This window comes from Mycobacterium sp. 236(2023) (assembly GCF_029623955.1).
In the GTDB taxonomy this organism is placed as follows: domain Bacteria; phylum Actinomycetota; class Actinomycetes; order Mycobacteriales; family Mycobacteriaceae; genus Mycobacterium.
On record NZ_JARSBP010000008.1, the window covers coordinates 35,981 to 53,797 of the forward strand.

Sequence of the window (17,817 nt, forward strand, 5' to 3'; positions counted from 1 at the left end):
GTCAGCGGCCTAAGACACGAATTCGACTTTCCACGGAGCAGTCATGAGGACGGGGATATCGGCCGGATACACCGGACATTTCCACGAGGCCGGCTTCTACGGCAGCGACGACGACCTGCTTGAGCTGATCGTCCCGTTCGTCACCGAGGGCGTCGACGCGGGCGAACCGTCGATCCTGGGTTTCGACGAGAACTCCACCACGTTGTTGCGTAAGCACCTGCCTGAATCAGACCTGGTCACCTTCGTCGCAGGTGGCGACCACTATGCGACGCCTGCGCGGGCGATCGCGAACTATCGCAAGCTGTACGCCGGGGCGGTCGCGGCCGGTGCACAGCAGGTCCGCACCTCGGGTCAGGTGCCCCTGAACGGAAACCCGACGCACTTCCGGGCGTGGTCGCGTTACGAGTCCGCCGTCAATTCCGCGTACGACGACTTCCCACTGCTCAGCCTCTGTGTCTATGACACGACTGCCATGTCGCCCGAAGTCCGCGACGTGGTCGAGCGTGCCCACCCGAATCTGCTGACAGCATCGGGTGTGCACTCGCCGAGCCCGCGGTACCAAAATCCGGCGTCTTTCGTGTTGTCGCCGGTGGTGCCCGACCCTCTCGAGTTCTCGACACCGTTGCTCGACATTGCGGACATCACCGCGGCGCTGTCGAGGGAAGTCATGCACGACGTCGCGTCGCCGCACCTTGACGAGGTCGCCGTCCACGATCTGGTGCTGGCCACCTCCGAGACGGTGACCAACGCGTTGGTGCACGGCCGACCTCCGGCCCGTCTCACGGTGTGGGCGCAGGACGGCCGTGTCGTGGTCCACGTCCGTGACGGCGGCCGGGGACCGCTCGGGGACCTCGTCGGCCTGGTGCCGGTCGACAGTGAGATCGGCGCCGGCTTGGGCCTGTGGCTGATTCACCAACTCGGTATCGACGTGGATCTGATGACGGCCGACGACGGGTTCACCGTCAGGCTGTGCGCGTCCCGCGGCAGCGCGATCGCGGAAAACTGAGCCTCGCGTCGCCGGGTGCGACGATCGTCTGATGGGTGTACTGACTTCAGGCCTGGATCTGTCGACGAGATATTTCTGGCGGACGATCGGCCGTCCCGTCGATGTCGAGAGCGAACATCGATGGCTCGACTCCCCGCATACCGCGCGCGGCGGAGTCGGAGACGACTGGCTCACCGCGTTGGAGCGCGACGGCCACGTGCGGCAGCCCGATGCGTCGGACGGCCTGATGGAGTCGATGGCAGCGCTTGACGGTCCTCATTTCACCGCGAGCCGTCTGAAACCCCTCATCCGTGACTTCTACGAGCACACGGCGTCGTGGCGAATGGAGGTCTGGTCGCAGTGGAACGCGTTGTTCGCGCCCGGCGGAGAGTTGATCGCGCGGGTGTGGGGCAGGCGGGTGGAGCAGCTGGCGCTGCCGATCCAGCCGCTGTCGGTCAGTCGTGGAATGTCGAGCGTGGTGCGCGTCGTCGAGGAGGAAGACGGCAGCCGCGCCGGCGCTGCGTGGCTGCGCAATCTGCGCTCCGACGGTTCCCGGGTCTACAGCGGCTACTACCGGGTGGGCCGGCTGCCCGCGAATCCGCAACCGCACGTGTATGTTTCGTTCCCGCTGGAAAGCGGCAGCGTTCAGGTCTACCTGACCCCGCGCAACGATCCCGACGGTTCTTTCTGGCTGGAGTCGCGCTCCCGAACGTTCGGCGGCGACGGTGCCTACTCGGTGGTGCGGTTCGGCGATCGTTGGTTCGCATCGCTGACGCCGCTGCGGGAGACGTTCCATGTCTTCGTCGACGACGAGGGTGTGCTGCGCACCGACCACTGGTTGCGGATCGGCCGCTGGCAGGCCCTGCGTCTGCACTACCGCTTGGACCGTGCCGGTGCCCACTGACCCGCGCGGCCTGAGGCCGGACGCGCCACTGCTCGATGCGTGGCTGCGATTCCAGGAGGATCCGCCGACACCGTTCACCATTCCCGGACACAAGCAGCGTCACGATCTCGTCGGGGACGTCGTGGCGGGCGACGTTCCGCTCTATGCGGGTCTGGACACGATGAAACTGTCCGCCGGTGTCCTCGCCGACGCCGAGTCACGCGCGGCGCGGCTCTGGGGAGCAGACGTGTGCCGCTTCTCCGTCGGAGGGTCGACGCACGGAAACCAGGCGCTCGCTCTCGCACTGGCCGAAGACGGCGGCACGGTGGTCGTCAGCCGGACGCTGCACCGGTCGATGCTGCTCGGTCTGGTTCTAGCCGGCCTGACACCCGTGTGGGTCCGGCCCGACGTGGACCCGGCGACCGGCCTGCCGCTCGGAGTCGCGCCCGAATCCGTCGCGGATGCGCTGCGGGAGAACCCTGGCGCGTCGGCGGTGCTGCTCGGCGACCCGTCCTACGTCGGCACCATCGGAGACGTCGCCGCTCTCGCCGACACCGCACATGCCCACGACGTTCCGCTCGTCGTGGACGCGGCCTGGGCGGCACACTTCGGATTTCATCCCGAATTACCCAGACACGCTCTGCAACTGGGCGCCGACGCGATGGTTGTCAGCGCACACAAGACGCTGCCCGCCTGGAGCCAGTCGGCACTGGTGTTGGTGCGCGGCAACCGGTTGGACCCGGCCCGCGTCGATGCGGGAGTCGAGGCGACGCACACGACGAGCCCGGCCGGCGCGATCCTCGCCAGCATCGACGCCGCCCGCGCACTGCTGGAGCGCGACGGTGAATCCCTTCTGGGAGAAGCTCTCTCGGCGGTTCGCATCGCCAAAGAGCGCCTGAGCGCGGTCGACGGCCTCGTTGTGCTGGACGGTCCCGGTGTGGATCCGCTCAAGGTGACGATGGTCCTTCCGGGGACCGGCGCCGACGGTATCCGGATCGAGGACGATCTGCTGGCAGCCGGCCTTCCTGTCGAGGCTGCCGAGCGGGACACGCTTGTGGCGCAGGTGTCGCTGGCCGACACGCATTCCTCGTTGTCACGCCTCGTCGACGAGATCGCGACGTCGATAGCGCGCCACCGAGGTCCCGCCCGGCCCGTCGTTACCGGCGTCGCGTATCAGGTGGCTCCCGTGACCGTGATGCCGCCGCGGGCCGCGTTCTTCGCACCCAGCGAGGCCGTCGTCCTCCGCGACGCGATCGGTCGTGTCAGCGTCGAGCTCGTCGCGCCCTACCCACCGGGGATCCCGATCCTCGCCCCCGGCGAGGAAGTCACCGGAGCAGTCGTCGAGGCGCTCGATGAGGCGCGCGCGGACGGAATCCGGATCGCGTACGCAGCAGACCCCACACTGGAGACACTTCGCGTTGTCAGCCGGACGGAGGCGTAACTCCATGCAATTGCCCGTGATGCCCCCGGTGTCGCCGATGCTGTCGAAGTCGGTCAACGCGATCTCGGAAGAGGCGTCCTACGAACCAAAGTGGGACGGGTTCCGCTCGATCCTGTTCCGCGACGGTGACGACGTCGAGTTCGGCAGCCGCAACGAGCGGCCGATGACCCGCTACTTCCCCGAGCTCGTCGAGGCCGCGCGGGCGGAGTTGCCGGACCGCTGCGTTGTCGACGGGGAGATCGTGATCGCCACCCCGGACGGGCTCGATTTCGAAGCGTTGCAGCTGCGACTGCACCCCGCGGCGTCGCGCGTGCGGATGCTGGCCGATCAGACACCCACGGCGTTCATCGCGTTCGACCTGCTGGCGCTCGGTGACACCGACTACACGGTGCGCCCGTTCGTGGAGCGTCGGGCCGCGCTGGCGGAGGCGCTCGCCGGGGTGGGGCCGACGTTCCACGTCACGCCGGCCACGACGGACGTCGCGACCGCGCAGCGCTGGTTCGACGAATTCGAGGGTGCCGGTCTCGACGGAGTGATCGCCAAGCCGCTCGACGGGCTGTACCTGCCCGGCAAACGGACGATGTTCAAGATCAAGCACCAGCGCACGGCGGACTGCGTCGTCGCCGGCTACCGGTTGCACAAGTCGGGTGACGACGCCATCGGATCCCTGCTGCTCGGCCTGTACGACGAGGACGGGTCCCTTGCCTCCGTCGGCGTGATCGGCGCCTTCCCGATGGCCGCACGGCGTCGGATCTTCACCGAATTGCAGCCTCTGGTAACTACTTTCGACGACCACCCGTGGAACTGGGCGGCCCACGTCGCCGCCAATCCGGAGGCTCGCAAGTACGGTGGCGGCTCCCGCTGGAACGCCGGCAAGGACCTGACGTTCATACCGTTGCGGCCCGAGCGCGTCGTCGAGGTGCGCTACGACCACATGGAGGGCCGGCGATTCCGGCACACCGCGCAGTTCAACCGTTGGCGACCCGATCGCGACCCGCACTCATGCACCTACGACCAGCTCGATCGCCCGGTGAGCTTCAGCCTCGGTGACATCGTGCCGGGCCTTGGCGGTTCCTGACCACGCACCCAAGTTGCTGCCAAACCGGAATGACCGCCCCGGATAGCGGCTTGTACCGGGCATGGATCTCGGACTCAGCATTCCCATTCTCGACATCGATGGTGGCACCGCGGCGATCGGTCCCGAACTCGCCAAGGTCGGCACGGCCGCGGAAGCGGCAGGCGCGAACTCCCTGTGGTTCATGGACCACTTCTTCCAGATCGAGCCGACGGGACTGCCCGCGGAAGCGAACATGCTGGAGGGCTACACATTGCTCGGCTACCTGGCGGGTAAGACCTCGCGGATCAGCCTCGGCCTTCTCGTCACCGGCGTGACCTACCGGCACCCCGGCCTGCTCGCCAAGACCGTCACAACGGTGGATGTGTTGTCGGGTGGCCGCGCGGTGCTGGGTATCGGCGCGGCATGGTTCGAACGCGAGCACGTCGGCCTGGGCGTGCCGTATCCGCCGATCTCGGAGCGGTTCGAACGGCTTGAGGAGACACTGCAGATCTGCGACCAGATGTGGGACCCCGACAACAACGGCGCATTCGACGGCAAGCACTACCGTTTGCAGGAGACGCTGTGCAATCCCCAGCCGATCAACCGGCCCAAGGTGCTGATCGGTGGAAGCGGCGAACGCAAGACGCTGCGACTGGTCGCGCAGTACGGCGACGCCTGCAACCTGTTCGGCACCTCACCCGACGAGGTCGCCCACAAGCTGCGCGTGCTGAACGATCATTGCGACAAGGTCGGCCGCGACTACAGCACCATTCGCAAGACGATCATGGTCAACGACCTCAGCCCGGCGCCGGAAACCAGCGACGAATTCGTCCGCAGCATGGGCGATTACGCAAAGCTCGGTATCGAGGAGGTGATCGTGTTCCCGCCGACCGGTTCACCGGCCGCGTGGATCGACAGCATCGCCCCGGCCGTGAAGCAACTCGCCGAACTGGGCTGAGTTTCTTCCGCGAGCAGACACAAATGCACACGATTTCCGCCGAATTCGAGTGAGTTTGTGTCTGCTCGCGGAACGGCCTTGACCTGAACAATTGTTGAGGTTGCAGCCTGGAGACATGAAACACGTACTCAAAGACCTCTGGGAGACCGACACCGACTCACCGTTTCCCGGCCTGACCACCCACGCCTACCTGTGGACACCGGCCAACGTGCTGTTCTACTCGCCTGCCACAGACAAGCAGTTCGACGAACTGGCCGAACTCGGCGGTGTGCGTGATCAATACCTGTCGCACCGTGACGAGGCGGGCCCGATGCTCAAACGCATCGCCGACCGCTTCGCCTCGACGCTGCACGCGCCGAAAGACGACATCCCCGACATCCGACAGCACGCCCACGTCGACGTACCGGTAGGCGCCAGGCACATCGACTACAACGGTGTCGAGATCATTCCTACCCCGGGGCATTCGCCCGGCAGCGTGTGCTACCTGGTGCCCGGGGCCGAAGGGCGCTACCTGTTCACCGGCGACACGCTGTTCCGCACCACCGAAGGCGAGTGGCGGGCAGGCTACATCGAGGGCTTCCATCAACCCGGCGACGCCGAGACGATCGCCGCGAGTCTGCGCGTGATCGCCGAACTCACCCCCGATGTCGTGATCTCCAGCGCCTTCCAGGGTGATTCGGCGGTGCACCGCATCACGCCCGGACACTGGCGGGGCCACGTCGCCCACGCCATCGCCGGGCTGCCTACCGCTGCGCGTACATAGCGAGGAGCCCTCTGGCCACCGCGAACCGGGGGCCGTGCACACCGTCGATGTTGGCTCGGCCCACCACGACCGGGACCCTGCGGAGCGCCTCGCCGACCGTGCGCATCAATTCGTCGTCGAGGGCCCCGCCGCCTGCGAGCACCAGCGCCGTGGGTGGCTCGCCGAACGCGCTCAGGCACCGGGCGATGTTGGCCGCCACCGTCTCCTGCTTGATCGCCAGCCGCAGGCTGCGCCACTCCTCGGCGGCAAGACGATTCGAGAAAGGCACCAGCCCAGCACTTCCCCGGACGCACAGCCGGCCGATCGCATCCGATGACGCGGGCGAGTTCAGGAAGACCCGTCGGCCGTCCTCCTCATGGGCGACGTGGGGACCCTCCACCCGCACGGCAGGGCTGCGCTTGACGGTTTCGGCGAGCGCATGCGGGATACCCAGCACCCGCGCGACGGCAACGGTGATCGACTCCCCCGCCCCCGCGGCCACCACGGTTCCGTCCGAACCGATGAGATCGACTGTGCCACCGCCGATATCGCACACCATGGATCCCGCAGGGATGCCCGGCGTGGTTCGTGCGCCCCATGCCGCTGCCTCGGGTTCGGAGGCAAGCGTGTGTGCCGGTCTGCCGGTCAGACCGGTCAGCGTGGCGGCCGCATCGGCAACCTCGTCGGCGGCAAGCAACGCGACGACCGTGCCCTGCGCGTCGGCGACTCCGCGACGCAGCCACGCGCCGTTGTCGATCGACACCAGATCGGTGAAGAACGCGTCGTGCACCGCGATACCGCCGGCGGCGCTCGGCACCGCGCCGAGCCGGACGCCGCGCACGCAACCCGGTATCGAGCGGCGCAACACAGCGTGCGCTTCTGCAGGTGAGAACCGCACCACCTGATCGTCGATCGTGACATCGACCCAATCGTCCTCGGACGACGGCGGTTCCGGAGCTCGCGTGCGACGGGTCACCGCGATCGCCGCCGAATCGGCGAGCTCGCGGCAGAACTCCGCGATGTCCACGAGATTCTCGGTGGGCAGATCCAGCGCCGCCGACAGCGCGATCGGATCGGCCATCGCGCGGTAGGCGCGTCCCTCCTCGACGACCTCGACCGCGATCAGCGCACCCGGTGCAATACCGTCGACGTCGGCCTCGTCGACGACCGGCACCTCGACGGGAATCCTGTTGCGGATCAACACCGCATCGTCCTGAGCGGCGACCACACCGACCACCACCCATCCTCGTTGGACGGCTGCGGTGATGGCGCGGGCGGCAACCTCGAAATCGGTGGCGCCGTCGACGGAGATCACGACGGGGCCACTCGCGACCGGACCGTCGAGGTCGGTCAGCCGAACATGGCCCCCCACACCGTATCCTGCGCCCGCGGGGGTGCTCGCGTCCGGCCGCCGTAGGCTGCGGACCGGCGAGGCGGGCGAATACGCCGGCGGTATCGGCGCTGTCGCGGTGTCGACGGGACGCAACGCGGACAGCAGCAGCTCGTCGGCGGTGACACCGGCGTCGACCTCGATCCGGTGCAGCAAGGCCGCGGCTCCCTGGAGCGATTCGGCGCTCCCCTTACGCCCGCGGGTGGGAGCCTGGTCGTGGGCGAGGGTGACGACAACGCCGTCCTCGATCCGGGCCAGCAGGATCTCGGTGGTGTGGTTGCCGACGTCGATGCCGGCGACCGTGCGGGTCAACGCAGAAGGCCGCGTCGGGCGTAGGCGACAGCGGCTTGCTCGACGAGCGCCGCGCACCGCGGAGCGCCGTTCGCCACCAGGGACGCGCGCAAATCCTCAAGCTCGGCGGCTGTCGATCGGTGCGGCCGCAGCGCCTCGTACAGCGACATCACCTGTTCGTCGTCGATCGTCGCCAATTCGGCTGCGCGCAGGAAGTTTTCGGCCAACTGCGGGTTTCCGCCCTCGTCGGCGACCGCTGCCTGATGGGCCAGCACCGAGGGGTCCATCCGCAGGTCGCCCAGCCCCAGCTTGCCGTCGACGGCATTCTCGACCGTTATCTCGCTCATGGCGTGTCCACCTTCACGGTGATCGGCGGCTGGCCGGGTTCGGACGCGTCCCGCTCCAAGGCGACAAGCGCGACCGCCCTGGCGTGGTAGCGGGCGGAGATCGACTCGTCGGTGCCACCGGTGAAGATCGGCACCGGAGCCATCCCTTTCGCGTGGCGGGCGGCGTTCTTGCCGAGCTCCCGGTACATCTTGGCGGTCAGCAACGGCGCAACGCTGAACAGTTCCAGGTTGGCCAGCGGCGCCAGGTCGCGGCGGTGGATCAGCGCGGTCCCCTTGCCCTGCAATCCGATTCCGATGCCGGACCCCGACAGTCGTGCGGCCGTCAACCCGATCAGGCCCACGTCGATCGTCGACCGCACCCGCACCGTCCTCGCGATGCAGCCCTCCTCCTCCAGTCCCGCCGAGATCTGCCGCAGCACCTCCCCGATCGTCAGTCCGCACAATGTCAACCACACGCTGCGACCCCATGCCGGCGACAACCCGATGCACACTTCGCGGGGATCGCTGCCCTGCCTGGCCGGTTCGACATCGGTGACGACGACATGGCCCTGATGCTCGGCCTGATCGGCGGTCAGTTCGGAGCTGCTGCGGGCCTGGCGGACCGCGTCGATCTCGGCCCGGCGCTGCTCGGTGAGCGCGTAACCCGTTGCGGGTCCGGCATAGTCGTTCGGGTCGGTGAGCTTGGAGAGCACCTGGAACTGCTCGTCGAAGATCGCCGAGGTCTGCAGCTGGTCGCCGCGCAACCGTTCGCGGGTCAGCGTCGTGATCGCCTCGGCCTCCTCCGCGTAGCCGGTGCGGTGCAGCGAGGCGATCACGTCGAACACCGTCAACTGCCTGGCCTCGATGGAGGCGGCAGCCTCGGCCACCATCTTCGGATGTCCGGCGGGCAGATCCCGAGAGCCGTTGGCGGCCACCACTTCCTCGACGCGGACATCGTCGTAGTCGGCCAGCCCGAGATCGCGGTAGACCGCCTGGACGGCCTTCGCGGCCCGGCGGCGTACCGCTTCCAGATGCTCGGGCGACACGGTGCGCAGGCCACCGTCGGCACCCCAATCCCGCTGCAGGACCAGGAAGTCGTCCATGTCGTCGGAGTTGAAGTTCGACAGTGCGAACGCGTTGTCGTACCGCGGGATCGACCCGAATCCGGAGAAGATGAAGTCCGCCCCGGCCAGCAACACCGGCAACGTGTGCGCGCTGCGACGGATGTCCGATTCGGAGATCAGGTTGTCGTTGCCCGCACACGACTCCAGGTCACGCATCATCACCATCAGGTTCTCGGCGAGCAGTTCCTTCATGCCCTCCGGGACCGAGGCCACCACGCCGACACCGTCGATGCCGCCGTTCTGCACACCCTGGGAACCGAGCGCGCGGGCCAAAGAGACACAGCGGGATTCGAGGTAGAGGATGGAGCACTTCTCCGCCGCACCCATCAGGACCTCGGCACCGCCGCCGCTGGTGACCCGCATCTTCAGTCCCCGCGACGCGTAGGCCGACGTCAGAATCGCCTTGCTGAACGGGGTGTCGTCGCCGTCGACGAACACCTGCTCGGTGCCGTAGATCGAGATGGTCTCGGCGTAGCTCGTCAGGCCACGCAGGCCCAGCCGCAGTTCCAGCGCCTCCTCGATGGAGCACTGGGCCATCGCGCCCGGCGTGCCGACCTGCGAACCGATCAGCAGCGCAACGGCATTCGACGGCGCATCACCGAGTACCGGCACCGTCGTCTCCACCTCGCGGAACCCGTAGGCCACCGCCGACGCCGCGTCGGCAGCGATCAGCAGCGGGTCGTCGAGCTGGTTGGTGACATGGGCCTGGTTACTCGGGGTGCGCCGGGCCCGCATCTTGGCCATGGCCATCTGCATCTCGACGGGCGACATCAGCGCGATGACGCGAGCCAGTTTGGCCGGCGTCGTCCCGCCGATCAGCCGGACCACCTCGGCGCGCGGCACGTTCACGTCGACCGCCATCCGAGCCAGCGTGACGTCGTCGAGTGACATCGCCTCCTCGGCCACCGCGAGATCGATGCCGTAGCGGGCAATGAACTCGTCGATGACGTCGAACTCGCCGGCGCCTTTGCCGTCGAGCTCTGTGACGGCTCCGTCGGTGATGACCAGCGACGGCGAGGGGTCGTGGGGGCTGTGCATCGCGACCAGCCCGAGGCCGGCGTCGGGAACGCTGAACCCGTCGAGGTTGACCGGCTTCGAGTTGAGTACCCGGAACCTCCCCAACTCGTCTGCCAAAGCGGCCTCCCTAGTCGCGGTTCACTAGTCCCGAACTTCGCTGTCCTCGTACACGATCCGGCCGATCAGCTCGTAACGTCGCGGGTCGCGGAACTTGAAGTACACCGCGATCACAGCGCCGAGCGCGAACAGGCCGACCACGATCCATGGTGTCAGCTTGAAGAGCAACGTGCCGGATGCGGCGCCCGCCGCGGTGTCCTTGTGCATCCATAGCAGGTACACGACATACAGCATGCCGATACCGCCCATCAGTGGCGCGAGGAACGTCTTGAACCAGTGCGCACTCGACGGATGGTTCTTGTGGAAGTGGAAGTACGCGATGACCGCGAACGCGCACAACGACTGCACGATCAGGATGGCCATGGTGCCCAGGATCGCCAGCAGACCGTACAGGTGGACGTAGGGGTCCATGCCGGCGGCGAAGAACGCCAGGACGAGCACCAGTGTGATGGCGGACTGCACGAAGGACGCGACGTAGGGCGAGCCGTGCTTGGCATGGGTCGCACCCAGCGTCTTCTGCAGTCCCGACGAGAGACCCTCGCGACCGAGCGCGTACAGATACCGCGAGGCGCAGTTGTGGAAAGCCATGCCGCAGGCGAACGATCCGGTCACCAACAAGAGCTTGAACAACGTGATCGCCCAGTCGCCGTAGGTGGCCTGGACCGGGTCGAAGAAGATGTTGCCTGCGGTCGCCGAATCCTGGGCCAGCTCAATGGCTTTCTGCGGCCCGGTTCCGGCGATAGCCATCCACGAGATGAACACGTAGAAGAGCCCGACACCCAGCACGGCGATCATCGTGGCGCGCGGGATGATCCGCTTCGGATCCTTGGATTCTTCGCCGTACATCGCGGTCGACTCGAAACCGACCCATGACCAGAACGCGAAGAACAGCCCGAGGCCGGCGCTCGCACCGACGATGCCTTCGGCGGCGGTGAACGCGCCGATCGGGTTCAGCGTCTCGGCGACCACGAAACCTTCAGGTCCGCCGCCCTTGAACAACACGGCGAGCGCGCCGAGCGACAGCATGAAGATCTCGGTGACAAGGAACACGCCGAGCACTTTGGCGGTCAGGTTCACGTCGAAATAGGTGAGCACGCAGTTGAGGACGAGCATCAGCAGCGCGGGCACCAACCACGGCACGGTGATGCCGAACTGGGTCGAGGCGAAGTCGGCGAAGAAGTAGGAGAAGATGCCGATGAGCGACCCCTCGAACACGATGTAGGCCATCGTGATGATCAGCCCGCTGGCCATTCCCATGACGCGGCCGAGGCCGTGGGAAATGTAGCCGTAAAAGGCGCCCGTCGAGGTGATGTGCTTGGCCATCGTGGCGTAGCCGATCGCGAACAGGCCGAGAACGATGGTTGCGACGAGATACCCGGCGGGGGCGTGCGAACCATTTCCGAAGCCGACGGCGATCGGGACGTTGCCGACCATCGCCGTGATCGGGGCTGCCGTCGCCACCGCCATGAAGATGACTGCGACCGTTCCGATGGCGTTGCGCTTGAGTCGCTGAACTGAATCCGGTGGTGTGGTTGTGCGAGGGACGACGTCTTCTGTCATGTACTCGAACCCTTCCAAGACGAAGGAAAGAAGCTGGTCCAGCCCCTATTTGGACGCTCTGTGGTATAGACCACAGCGGTGGACCTGAGTCATATTGGCACTACCAATTACGCAGCGCAAGAGGAACTCGCCATCTGTTGACACAAATGGTCCTACCATTTACGTTGGGCCCGTGCACGACTACGGCGCGTTCTCCTTCGAGTCCAAGGCCCAGGTTCTGGAGCTGGCGAAAAAGTTCTGGAACCCCGACAAAACCCAGTTCTGGACCGACACCGGCGTCGATCTCGTCATCGACCGCAGGCAGGATTATTTCCTCTGGGACATGAGCGGCCGCCGCCTCATCGACATGCACCTCAACGGCGGCACCTACAACCTCGGGCACCGCAATCCCGAAGTGATGCAGGCGATCATCGACGGAATGCAGTACTTCGACGTCGGTAATCACCACTTCGCGTCGGTCGCGCGCACCGCGCTCGCCCAGAGGCTCGTCGAATCCGCCCCGGCATCGCTGACCAAGGTCGCGTTCGGGTCCGGTGGCGGTGAGGCCATCGACATCGCGCTCAAGAGCGCCCGCCACGCCACCCAGCGCCGAAAGATCGTCTCGATCATCAAGGCCTATCACGGCCACACGGGCCTTGCCGTCGCCACCGGTGACGACCGGTTCGCCAAGCTGTTCCTCGCCGACCGTCCCGACGAGTTCGTCCAGGTGCCGTTCGGGGACGTCGACGCCATGGATGCTGCGCTGCGCGGCGGGGACGTCGCCGCCGTCATCATGGAGACGATCCCGGCGACCTACGGTTTCCCGATGCCGCCGGCCGGTTACCTCGAAGCGGTCAAGGAACTGTGCGAGCGTCACGACGCGCTCTACATCGCCGACGAGGTCCAGACCGGGCTGATGCGCACCGGTGAGATGTGGGGAATCACCAAGCACGGCATCGATCCCGACATCATGGTGACCGGCAAGGGCCTCTCGGGCGGGATGTACCCGATCACCGCCACGCTGCTCAGCGAGCGCGCCGCGCAATGGCTCTACCAGGACGGGTTCGGCCATATCTCCACGTTCGGTGGCGCCGAGCTCGGCTGCGTCGCCGCCATCAAGACCCTGGAGATCACCAGCCGACCCGAGGTCCGGACGTCGGTCAACGCGATCACCGACTTCTTCGCCACCGGCTTGGCTCGCATCCAGGCCAAGCAACCGGACTGGTTCGTCGGGATCCGGCAGAACGGCGTCGTCATCGGCCTGGAGTTCAACCACCCCGAGGGGGCCAAGTTCGTGATGCGGGAGCTCTACGAGAACGGCGTGTGGGCAATCTTCTCGACGCTGGATCCCCGTGTCCTGCAATTCAAACCGGGTCTGCTGTTGAGTCTGGACCTCTGCCGTGACGTGCTGGACCGTGTCGAGCTCGCCGTGGAACGGGCCGCGCTCGCGGCTGCCGAAGCCGGCGTGGCGCAGTAGTCTCCGATGGTGGCTGTGAGTGACGACGTGGAGGTCGCCGAAGAGGCGTTGACGGCGTTCGACCTGCCGCAGGGGTCGACGCTTCGACTGCTCAACCTCTCCGAGAACGCCACCTACGCCGTCGAAGAACCCGACACCGGGCACCGCTCGATTCTGCGAGTGCACCGCAAGGACTACCACCGCCGCGACCAGATCGAGTCCGAGCTCACGTGGCTCGATGCGCTGCGTCGCGACAGCGACGTCGTCGTGCCTTCGGTCCTGCCTGCCCGGGACGGACGTCGCGTCGTCGCCGTCGAGCACGACGGGACGGAACGGTACGTCGTGCACTTCGACATGGTCGCCGGCGCCGAGCCCGACGAAAACTCAGTGACCGCAACAGATTTCCACACGCTCGGCCGGATCACCGCCGAGCTTCACGATCATTCTCGCAGCTGGGCGCGCCCACCTGAGTTCAGCCGGTTCGCCTGGGACTGGGCGACCACCATGGGCGACACCCCACGCTGGGGACGGTGGCGCGACGCGATCGGGGTCGGCGATGGCGAGGCCGAGATCATCGGCCGGGCATGCGAACTGCTGCAGCGGCGCCTGGCCGAATACGGCACCGGACCCGACACGTTCGGTCTCGTGCACGCCGATCTGCGCTTGGCCAACCTTCTCGTCGACGGCGACACAATCACCGTCATCGACTTCGACGACTGCGGATTCAGCTGGTACTTCTACGACTTCGGCACGGCGGTGTCGTTCTTCGAGGACCACCCGTCGGTACCCGAGTGGCAGGACGCGTGGGTCACCGGTTACCGCACACGCCGGGATCTCACCGCCGCCGACGAAGACATGCTGGCCTCGTTCGTCCTCCTGCGCAGGCTCGGGCTCCTGGCGTGGATGGGCACCCACAGCCATTCGAAAGAATCCCAGGCGATCTCGGTGACCTATGCCGCGGGAAGCTGTGCGCTCGCCGAACGTTATCTGTCCTCCGACGGCCACCGGCTGACCTGAACCGCCACCACCCCAGAGAGGCGTCACCGCACATGTTCAATTCACTGCAGGGCCGTTCGGCAATCGTCACCGGTGGAAGCAAAGGCATCGGCCGCGGCATCGCCGAGACCTTCGCCCGCGCCGGTGTCAACGTGGTCATCACGGGACGCACCCAAGCCGACATCGACGCCACGGTGGCCGATTTGGCGGACGCAAGTGGCTCCGTCACCGGCGTGACCGCCGACGTGACCAGCCCTGAGGACTGCCGCCGCGTGGTCGCCACGGCAGTCGAACGCAACGGCGGCCTCGACATCGTGTGTGCCAACGCCGGTATCTTCCCGTCGGGCCGGCTGGCCGACCTCACCCCCGACGACATCGAGCAGGTGATGGGCGTCAACTTCAAGGGCACCGTCTACATCGTGCAGGCAGCACTGGACGCCCTGACTGCCAGCGGGCACGGCCGCGTGGTCATCACGTCGTCGATCACCGGTCCCGTCACCGGGTTTCCCGGATGGTCGCACTACGGCGCGAGCAAGGCCGCACAGCTGGGCTTCCTGCGCACCGCGGCGATCGAACTGGCCCCCAAGAAGATCACCGTGAACGCGGTCCTGCCGGGCAACATCATCACCGAAGGCCTGATCGAGATGGGGCAGACCTACATGGATCAGATGGCCGCATCGGTGCCGGCGGGCAAGCTGGGCGCCGTCGCCGACATCGGCAACGCCGCGCTGTTCTTCGCCACCGACGAGGCGGCCTACATCACCGGCCAATCGCTGATCGTCGACGGAGGCCAGATCCTGCCGGAATCGCCGGAGGCACTCGCCGATCTCTGAAGGGCATATCCTAGATTTGGTCATACCAAATTCGGCGGCCAGGAGGTCCGGTGCCCACGCAAACCGAAGAGCTGCGTCGCCGGATCGTCGCCGAGATCAACGCGGGTGTCCCCGGTACCAAGCTCGGCAGTGAGCGCGAGCTCGCCGAGCACTACCGGACCAGCAGGTCGAGCCTCCGCCAGGTGCTCGCCGCACTGGAGGAAGCCGGCCTCATCGACCGGGTGATCGGCCGGTCCGGGGGGATCTTCATCAGTCACGCCCAGGTTCAGCGCAACCTCACCGACGTCGTCGGGGTTCCGGCGTTCCTGGCCAGCCAGGGCTACGTCGCCGGGACGCGGGTGCTGAGCACGAAGATCTGTGCGCCCGACGCGACGACGCGGGTGGCCCTCGGGATCACCGCCGACGATTTCGTCGTCGAGATCCAGCGGGTGCGGCTCGCCGACGGCTCCCCGATCTCGTTGGAGTTGGCACAGTTCCCGGCCGACGCGTTCCCGGGCCTGCTCGAGCAGCAGCTGGGCGGGTCGCTGTACGAGATTCTGGAGTCACGCTACGGACTGGTCACCGCACGCGCCGACGAGCACATCGAAGCCGTCAACGCCACCACCGAAGAGGCCAAAATCCTTGGGATCAAACCGAAATCGGCGCTGCTGCTGATCACCCGGGTCAGCTACGACCAGAGCGGAACCGCCTGCGAGTTCTCCCGCGACCTGTTCCGCGGTGACCGGACGAGGCTTGCTGTCACCGCGCAGGGCCGCGGCGTCGGCGCCGCCCCATCGGTCGCAGCCGCGTCGGTGGCGTTGCAGAGTCAGGCGGGGTGACGAGCACACCCGGAGCGGGCAGGTTCGCACCGAGCCCGTCGGCCGACCTGCACATCGGCAATCTGCGCACGGCCGTGCTGGCGTGGCTCTTCGCCCGCTCGACGGGCCGCGGGTTCCTGATGCGCGTCGAGGACCTCGACGACCGCACCCACACCGACATCGCCGAACGCCAACTGTCGGACCTGGCCGCCATCGGCATCACGTGGGACGGGCCGGCGGCCCGGCAGACCACGCATGCGCAACGCTACGAATCGGTCGTCGACGACCTGAAAGATCGCGGATTGCTGTTCGAATGCTATTGCACACGAAGGGATATCGCACAGGCACCGCGCGCGCCCCACGCACCCGAAGGCGCCTACCCGGGCACCTGCCGGGACCTCTCCGACGCCGAACGTGAACTGCGCAGGCAGGAGACGGGTCGGCCGCCCGCGCTGCGGCTGCGCACCGACACTACCGAGTTCACCGTGCACGACGTGCTGCACGGCGACTACACCGGCCTGGTCGACGATTTCGTCGTCCGCCGCGGCGACGGGGTTCCCGCCTACAACCTTGCGGTCGTCGTCGACGACGCCGCTTCCGGCATCGACCAGGTGGTGCGCGGCGACGACCTGCTGTCGTCCTCACCCCGGCAGGCGTATCTCGCCCGACTGCTCGGCCATCCGGTGCCGGTGTACGCCCACGTTCCGCTGGTGCTCAATGCCGATGGCGCGCGGCTGGCCAAACGCGACGGCGCGGTCACACTCGCCGAGATCGGCGTGCCGCAAGCGTTGGCCCAGATCGCCGACTCGCTCGGGTATGCCGCGCGAACCATCGACGGCATGCTCGACGAGTTCGTTCCGACGCGATTACCGCGCGAACCGTGGATCTACCCCGCGACGAATTGAGTGTCGAGGAACTGTTTGTAATCGGGCAACGCCACGTTCGCGTCGATCTTGCCGTTCTCCTGAGCCCATGCACCCAGCGAGGCCAGATCGTCGGCGAGTTCCGGCTTCAGTTGCAGTGTGAAGTCGTATCCGGACAGCACATCCTTCACCAGGGCGGGGTCCAATTTGGTCGCGTCGGCGACGGCGGACACACTCGCGTCGGTCTGCTCGGTGAGATCCTTGCCGGCATCGCTCAACGCGTCGAAGAACGCCGCAAGGTCGGCGCTGCGGTCCTTGGCCGCAGTCTCCGTCGTCACGAACAGGCAGTGATCGACAATGGCTCCGCCGGGTGGCTCCAGAACGACGGCGTCGGCGCCGAGTGCCGCGATGGTCTGTGCCTGATACGGCTGGAAGATCGAGACCGCGTCCACGTCGCCCTGGGTCGCCGCCGTCACGATCGCGGGCGGCGCCACCTGGATGAGTTCTGCATCCGTGCCAGAACCTTCAATGACCTTGGACGCGAAGTACGCGCCACTGGTACCCAGCGGTGTGCCGATCCGCTTGCCGTCCAGATCCGCCAGCGACGCGATCCCGGACTCCTTACGGGCAACCAAGCGGAACCCGTTCCAGCGGGAGCCGTCTGCCGCGATCCGCAGGTTGGGCGACTTGATGACCGCCGCGGACGTCGGCACGGCCGCAGCGGTGGTGACATCCACCTGGCCCGCCGTAAGTGCTTGCAGCGCTTCGACTCCCGTGGAGAAGTTCACTACCTTGACCGTGATGCCGTGGTCGGTGAAGTAGCCTTCCTGCTGCGCGACCGGGATGTGTGCCCACGATGGATCGACGACGAAGCCGACGGTCAGCTCACGTGCCTCCTCAGAGGATGAGCTGCTGCAGCCGGTCAATCCGGCGACAGCGATGGCAAGGGTGGCGATCAGCGCCCCCACGGTTCTCAGGCTGAATTTTCGCATCGGGTTACTC

General features: G+C 66.8%; 16 protein-coding genes. 11 read left to right on the forward strand and 5 right to left on the reverse strand.

The window, feature by feature from the left end; genetic code table 11:
* Positions 1–43: 43 nt before the first annotated feature.
* The 6 genes from P9A17_RS26805 (at position 44) to P9A17_RS26830 (ending at position 6,087) form a co-directional block, all read left to right on the forward strand.
* Positions 44–1,006, forward strand: a complete 963-nt coding sequence (locus tag P9A17_RS26805) for a sensor histidine kinase (protein ID WP_278041803.1) — start codon at positions 44–46, stop codon at positions 1,004–1,006.
* A gap of 31 nt (positions 1,007–1,037) precedes the next feature.
* On the forward strand, positions 1,038–1,889 hold the full coding sequence (locus P9A17_RS26810; RefSeq protein ID WP_278041804.1) for a hypothetical protein: 852 nt from the start codon (positions 1,038–1,040) through the stop codon (positions 1,887–1,889).
* On the forward strand, positions 1,873–3,309 hold the full coding sequence (locus P9A17_RS26815) for an aminotransferase class V-fold PLP-dependent enzyme (protein WP_278041805.1): 1,437 nt from the start codon (positions 1,873–1,875) through the stop codon (positions 3,307–3,309). The genes P9A17_RS26810 and P9A17_RS26815 overlap by 17 nt, the downstream gene beginning before the upstream one ends.
* A 4-nt stretch (positions 3,310–3,313) precedes the next feature.
* Positions 3,314–4,387 carry an ATP-dependent DNA ligase gene (locus P9A17_RS26820; RefSeq protein ID WP_278041806.1) on the forward strand — a complete coding sequence of 358 codons (1,074 nt, stop codon included), beginning with the start codon at positions 3,314–3,316 and terminating at the stop codon, positions 4,385–4,387.
* 61 nt (positions 4,388–4,448) lie between these two features.
* Positions 4,449–5,324, forward strand: a complete 876-nt coding sequence (locus P9A17_RS26825) for an LLM class F420-dependent oxidoreductase (protein ID WP_278041807.1) — start codon at positions 4,449–4,451, stop codon at positions 5,322–5,324.
* 115 nt (positions 5,325–5,439) lie between these two features.
* Positions 5,440–6,087 (forward strand): MBL fold metallo-hydrolase, encoded by a 648-nt coding sequence (locus P9A17_RS26830; protein WP_278041808.1) that lies wholly within the window; start codon positions 5,440–5,442, stop codon positions 6,085–6,087.
* Here P9A17_RS26830 and P9A17_RS26835 read toward each other — a convergent pair.
* Genes P9A17_RS26835 through P9A17_RS26850 form a run of 4 tightly spaced genes read right to left on the reverse strand, consistent with a single transcriptional unit; the run spans position 6,068 to position 11,891 of the window.
* On the reverse strand, positions 6,068–7,768 hold the full coding sequence (locus P9A17_RS26835; protein WP_278041809.1) for a diol dehydratase reactivase ATPase-like domain-containing protein: 1,701 nt from the start codon (positions 7,766–7,768) through the stop codon (positions 6,068–6,070). The two genes, P9A17_RS26830 and P9A17_RS26835, sit on opposite strands and share 20 nt — an antisense overlap.
* Positions 7,765–8,094, reverse strand: coding sequence for a diol dehydratase small subunit (locus P9A17_RS26840; RefSeq protein ID WP_278041810.1), 330 nt, complete (start codon positions 8,092–8,094; stop codon positions 7,765–7,767). Before P9A17_RS26840 ends, P9A17_RS26835 begins: the two co-directional genes overlap by 4 nt.
* Positions 8,091–10,331 (reverse strand): propanediol/glycerol family dehydratase large subunit, encoded by a 2,241-nt coding sequence (locus tag P9A17_RS26845; RefSeq protein ID WP_278041811.1) that lies wholly within the window; start codon positions 10,329–10,331, stop codon positions 8,091–8,093. Before P9A17_RS26845 ends, P9A17_RS26840 begins: the two co-directional genes overlap by 4 nt.
* A 24-nt stretch (positions 10,332–10,355) precedes the next feature.
* A complete protein-coding gene (locus P9A17_RS26850) occupies positions 10,356–11,891 on the reverse strand; it encodes an APC family permease (protein ID WP_278041812.1) in 1,536 nt (511 codons plus the stop codon).
* 172 nt (positions 11,892–12,063) lie between these two features.
* On the opposite strand from P9A17_RS26850, the gene P9A17_RS26855 reads away from it, so the two are divergent.
* Genes P9A17_RS26855 through gluQRS form a run of 5 tightly spaced genes read left to right on the forward strand, consistent with a single transcriptional unit; the run spans position 12,064 to position 16,857 of the window.
* Positions 12,064–13,347, forward strand: coding sequence for an aminotransferase class III-fold pyridoxal phosphate-dependent enzyme (locus P9A17_RS26855; protein WP_278041813.1), 1,284 nt, complete (start codon positions 12,064–12,066; stop codon positions 13,345–13,347).
* Between the two features lie 6 nt (positions 13,348–13,353).
* The gene (locus P9A17_RS26860; protein WP_278041814.1) at positions 13,354–14,343 is read left to right on the forward strand and encodes a phosphotransferase; all 990 of its coding nucleotides are present in this window, start codon (positions 13,354–13,356) and stop codon (positions 14,341–14,343) included.
* Between the two features lie 32 nt (positions 14,344–14,375).
* Positions 14,376–15,155 (forward strand): 3-oxoacyl-ACP reductase FabG, encoded by a 780-nt coding sequence (gene fabG / locus P9A17_RS26865; RefSeq protein ID WP_278041815.1) that lies wholly within the window; start codon positions 14,376–14,378, stop codon positions 15,153–15,155.
* 50 nt (positions 15,156–15,205) lie between these two features.
* Complete coding sequence (locus P9A17_RS26870; protein ID WP_278041817.1) at positions 15,206–15,973, forward strand: GntR family transcriptional regulator; 768 nt, start codon at positions 15,206–15,208, stop codon at positions 15,971–15,973.
* Positions 15,970–16,857, forward strand: a complete 888-nt coding sequence (gene gluQRS, locus P9A17_RS26875) for a tRNA glutamyl-Q(34) synthetase GluQRS (RefSeq protein WP_278041818.1) — start codon at positions 15,970–15,972, stop codon at positions 16,855–16,857. The genes P9A17_RS26870 and gluQRS overlap by 4 nt, the downstream gene beginning before the upstream one ends.
* Here the strand turns inward: gluQRS and P9A17_RS26880 are convergent.
* Complete coding sequence (locus P9A17_RS26880; protein ID WP_278041819.1) at positions 16,839–17,807, reverse strand: ABC transporter substrate-binding protein; 969 nt, start codon at positions 17,805–17,807, stop codon at positions 16,839–16,841. The two genes, gluQRS and P9A17_RS26880, sit on opposite strands and share 19 nt — an antisense overlap.
* Positions 17,808–17,817: the final 10 nt, after the last annotated feature.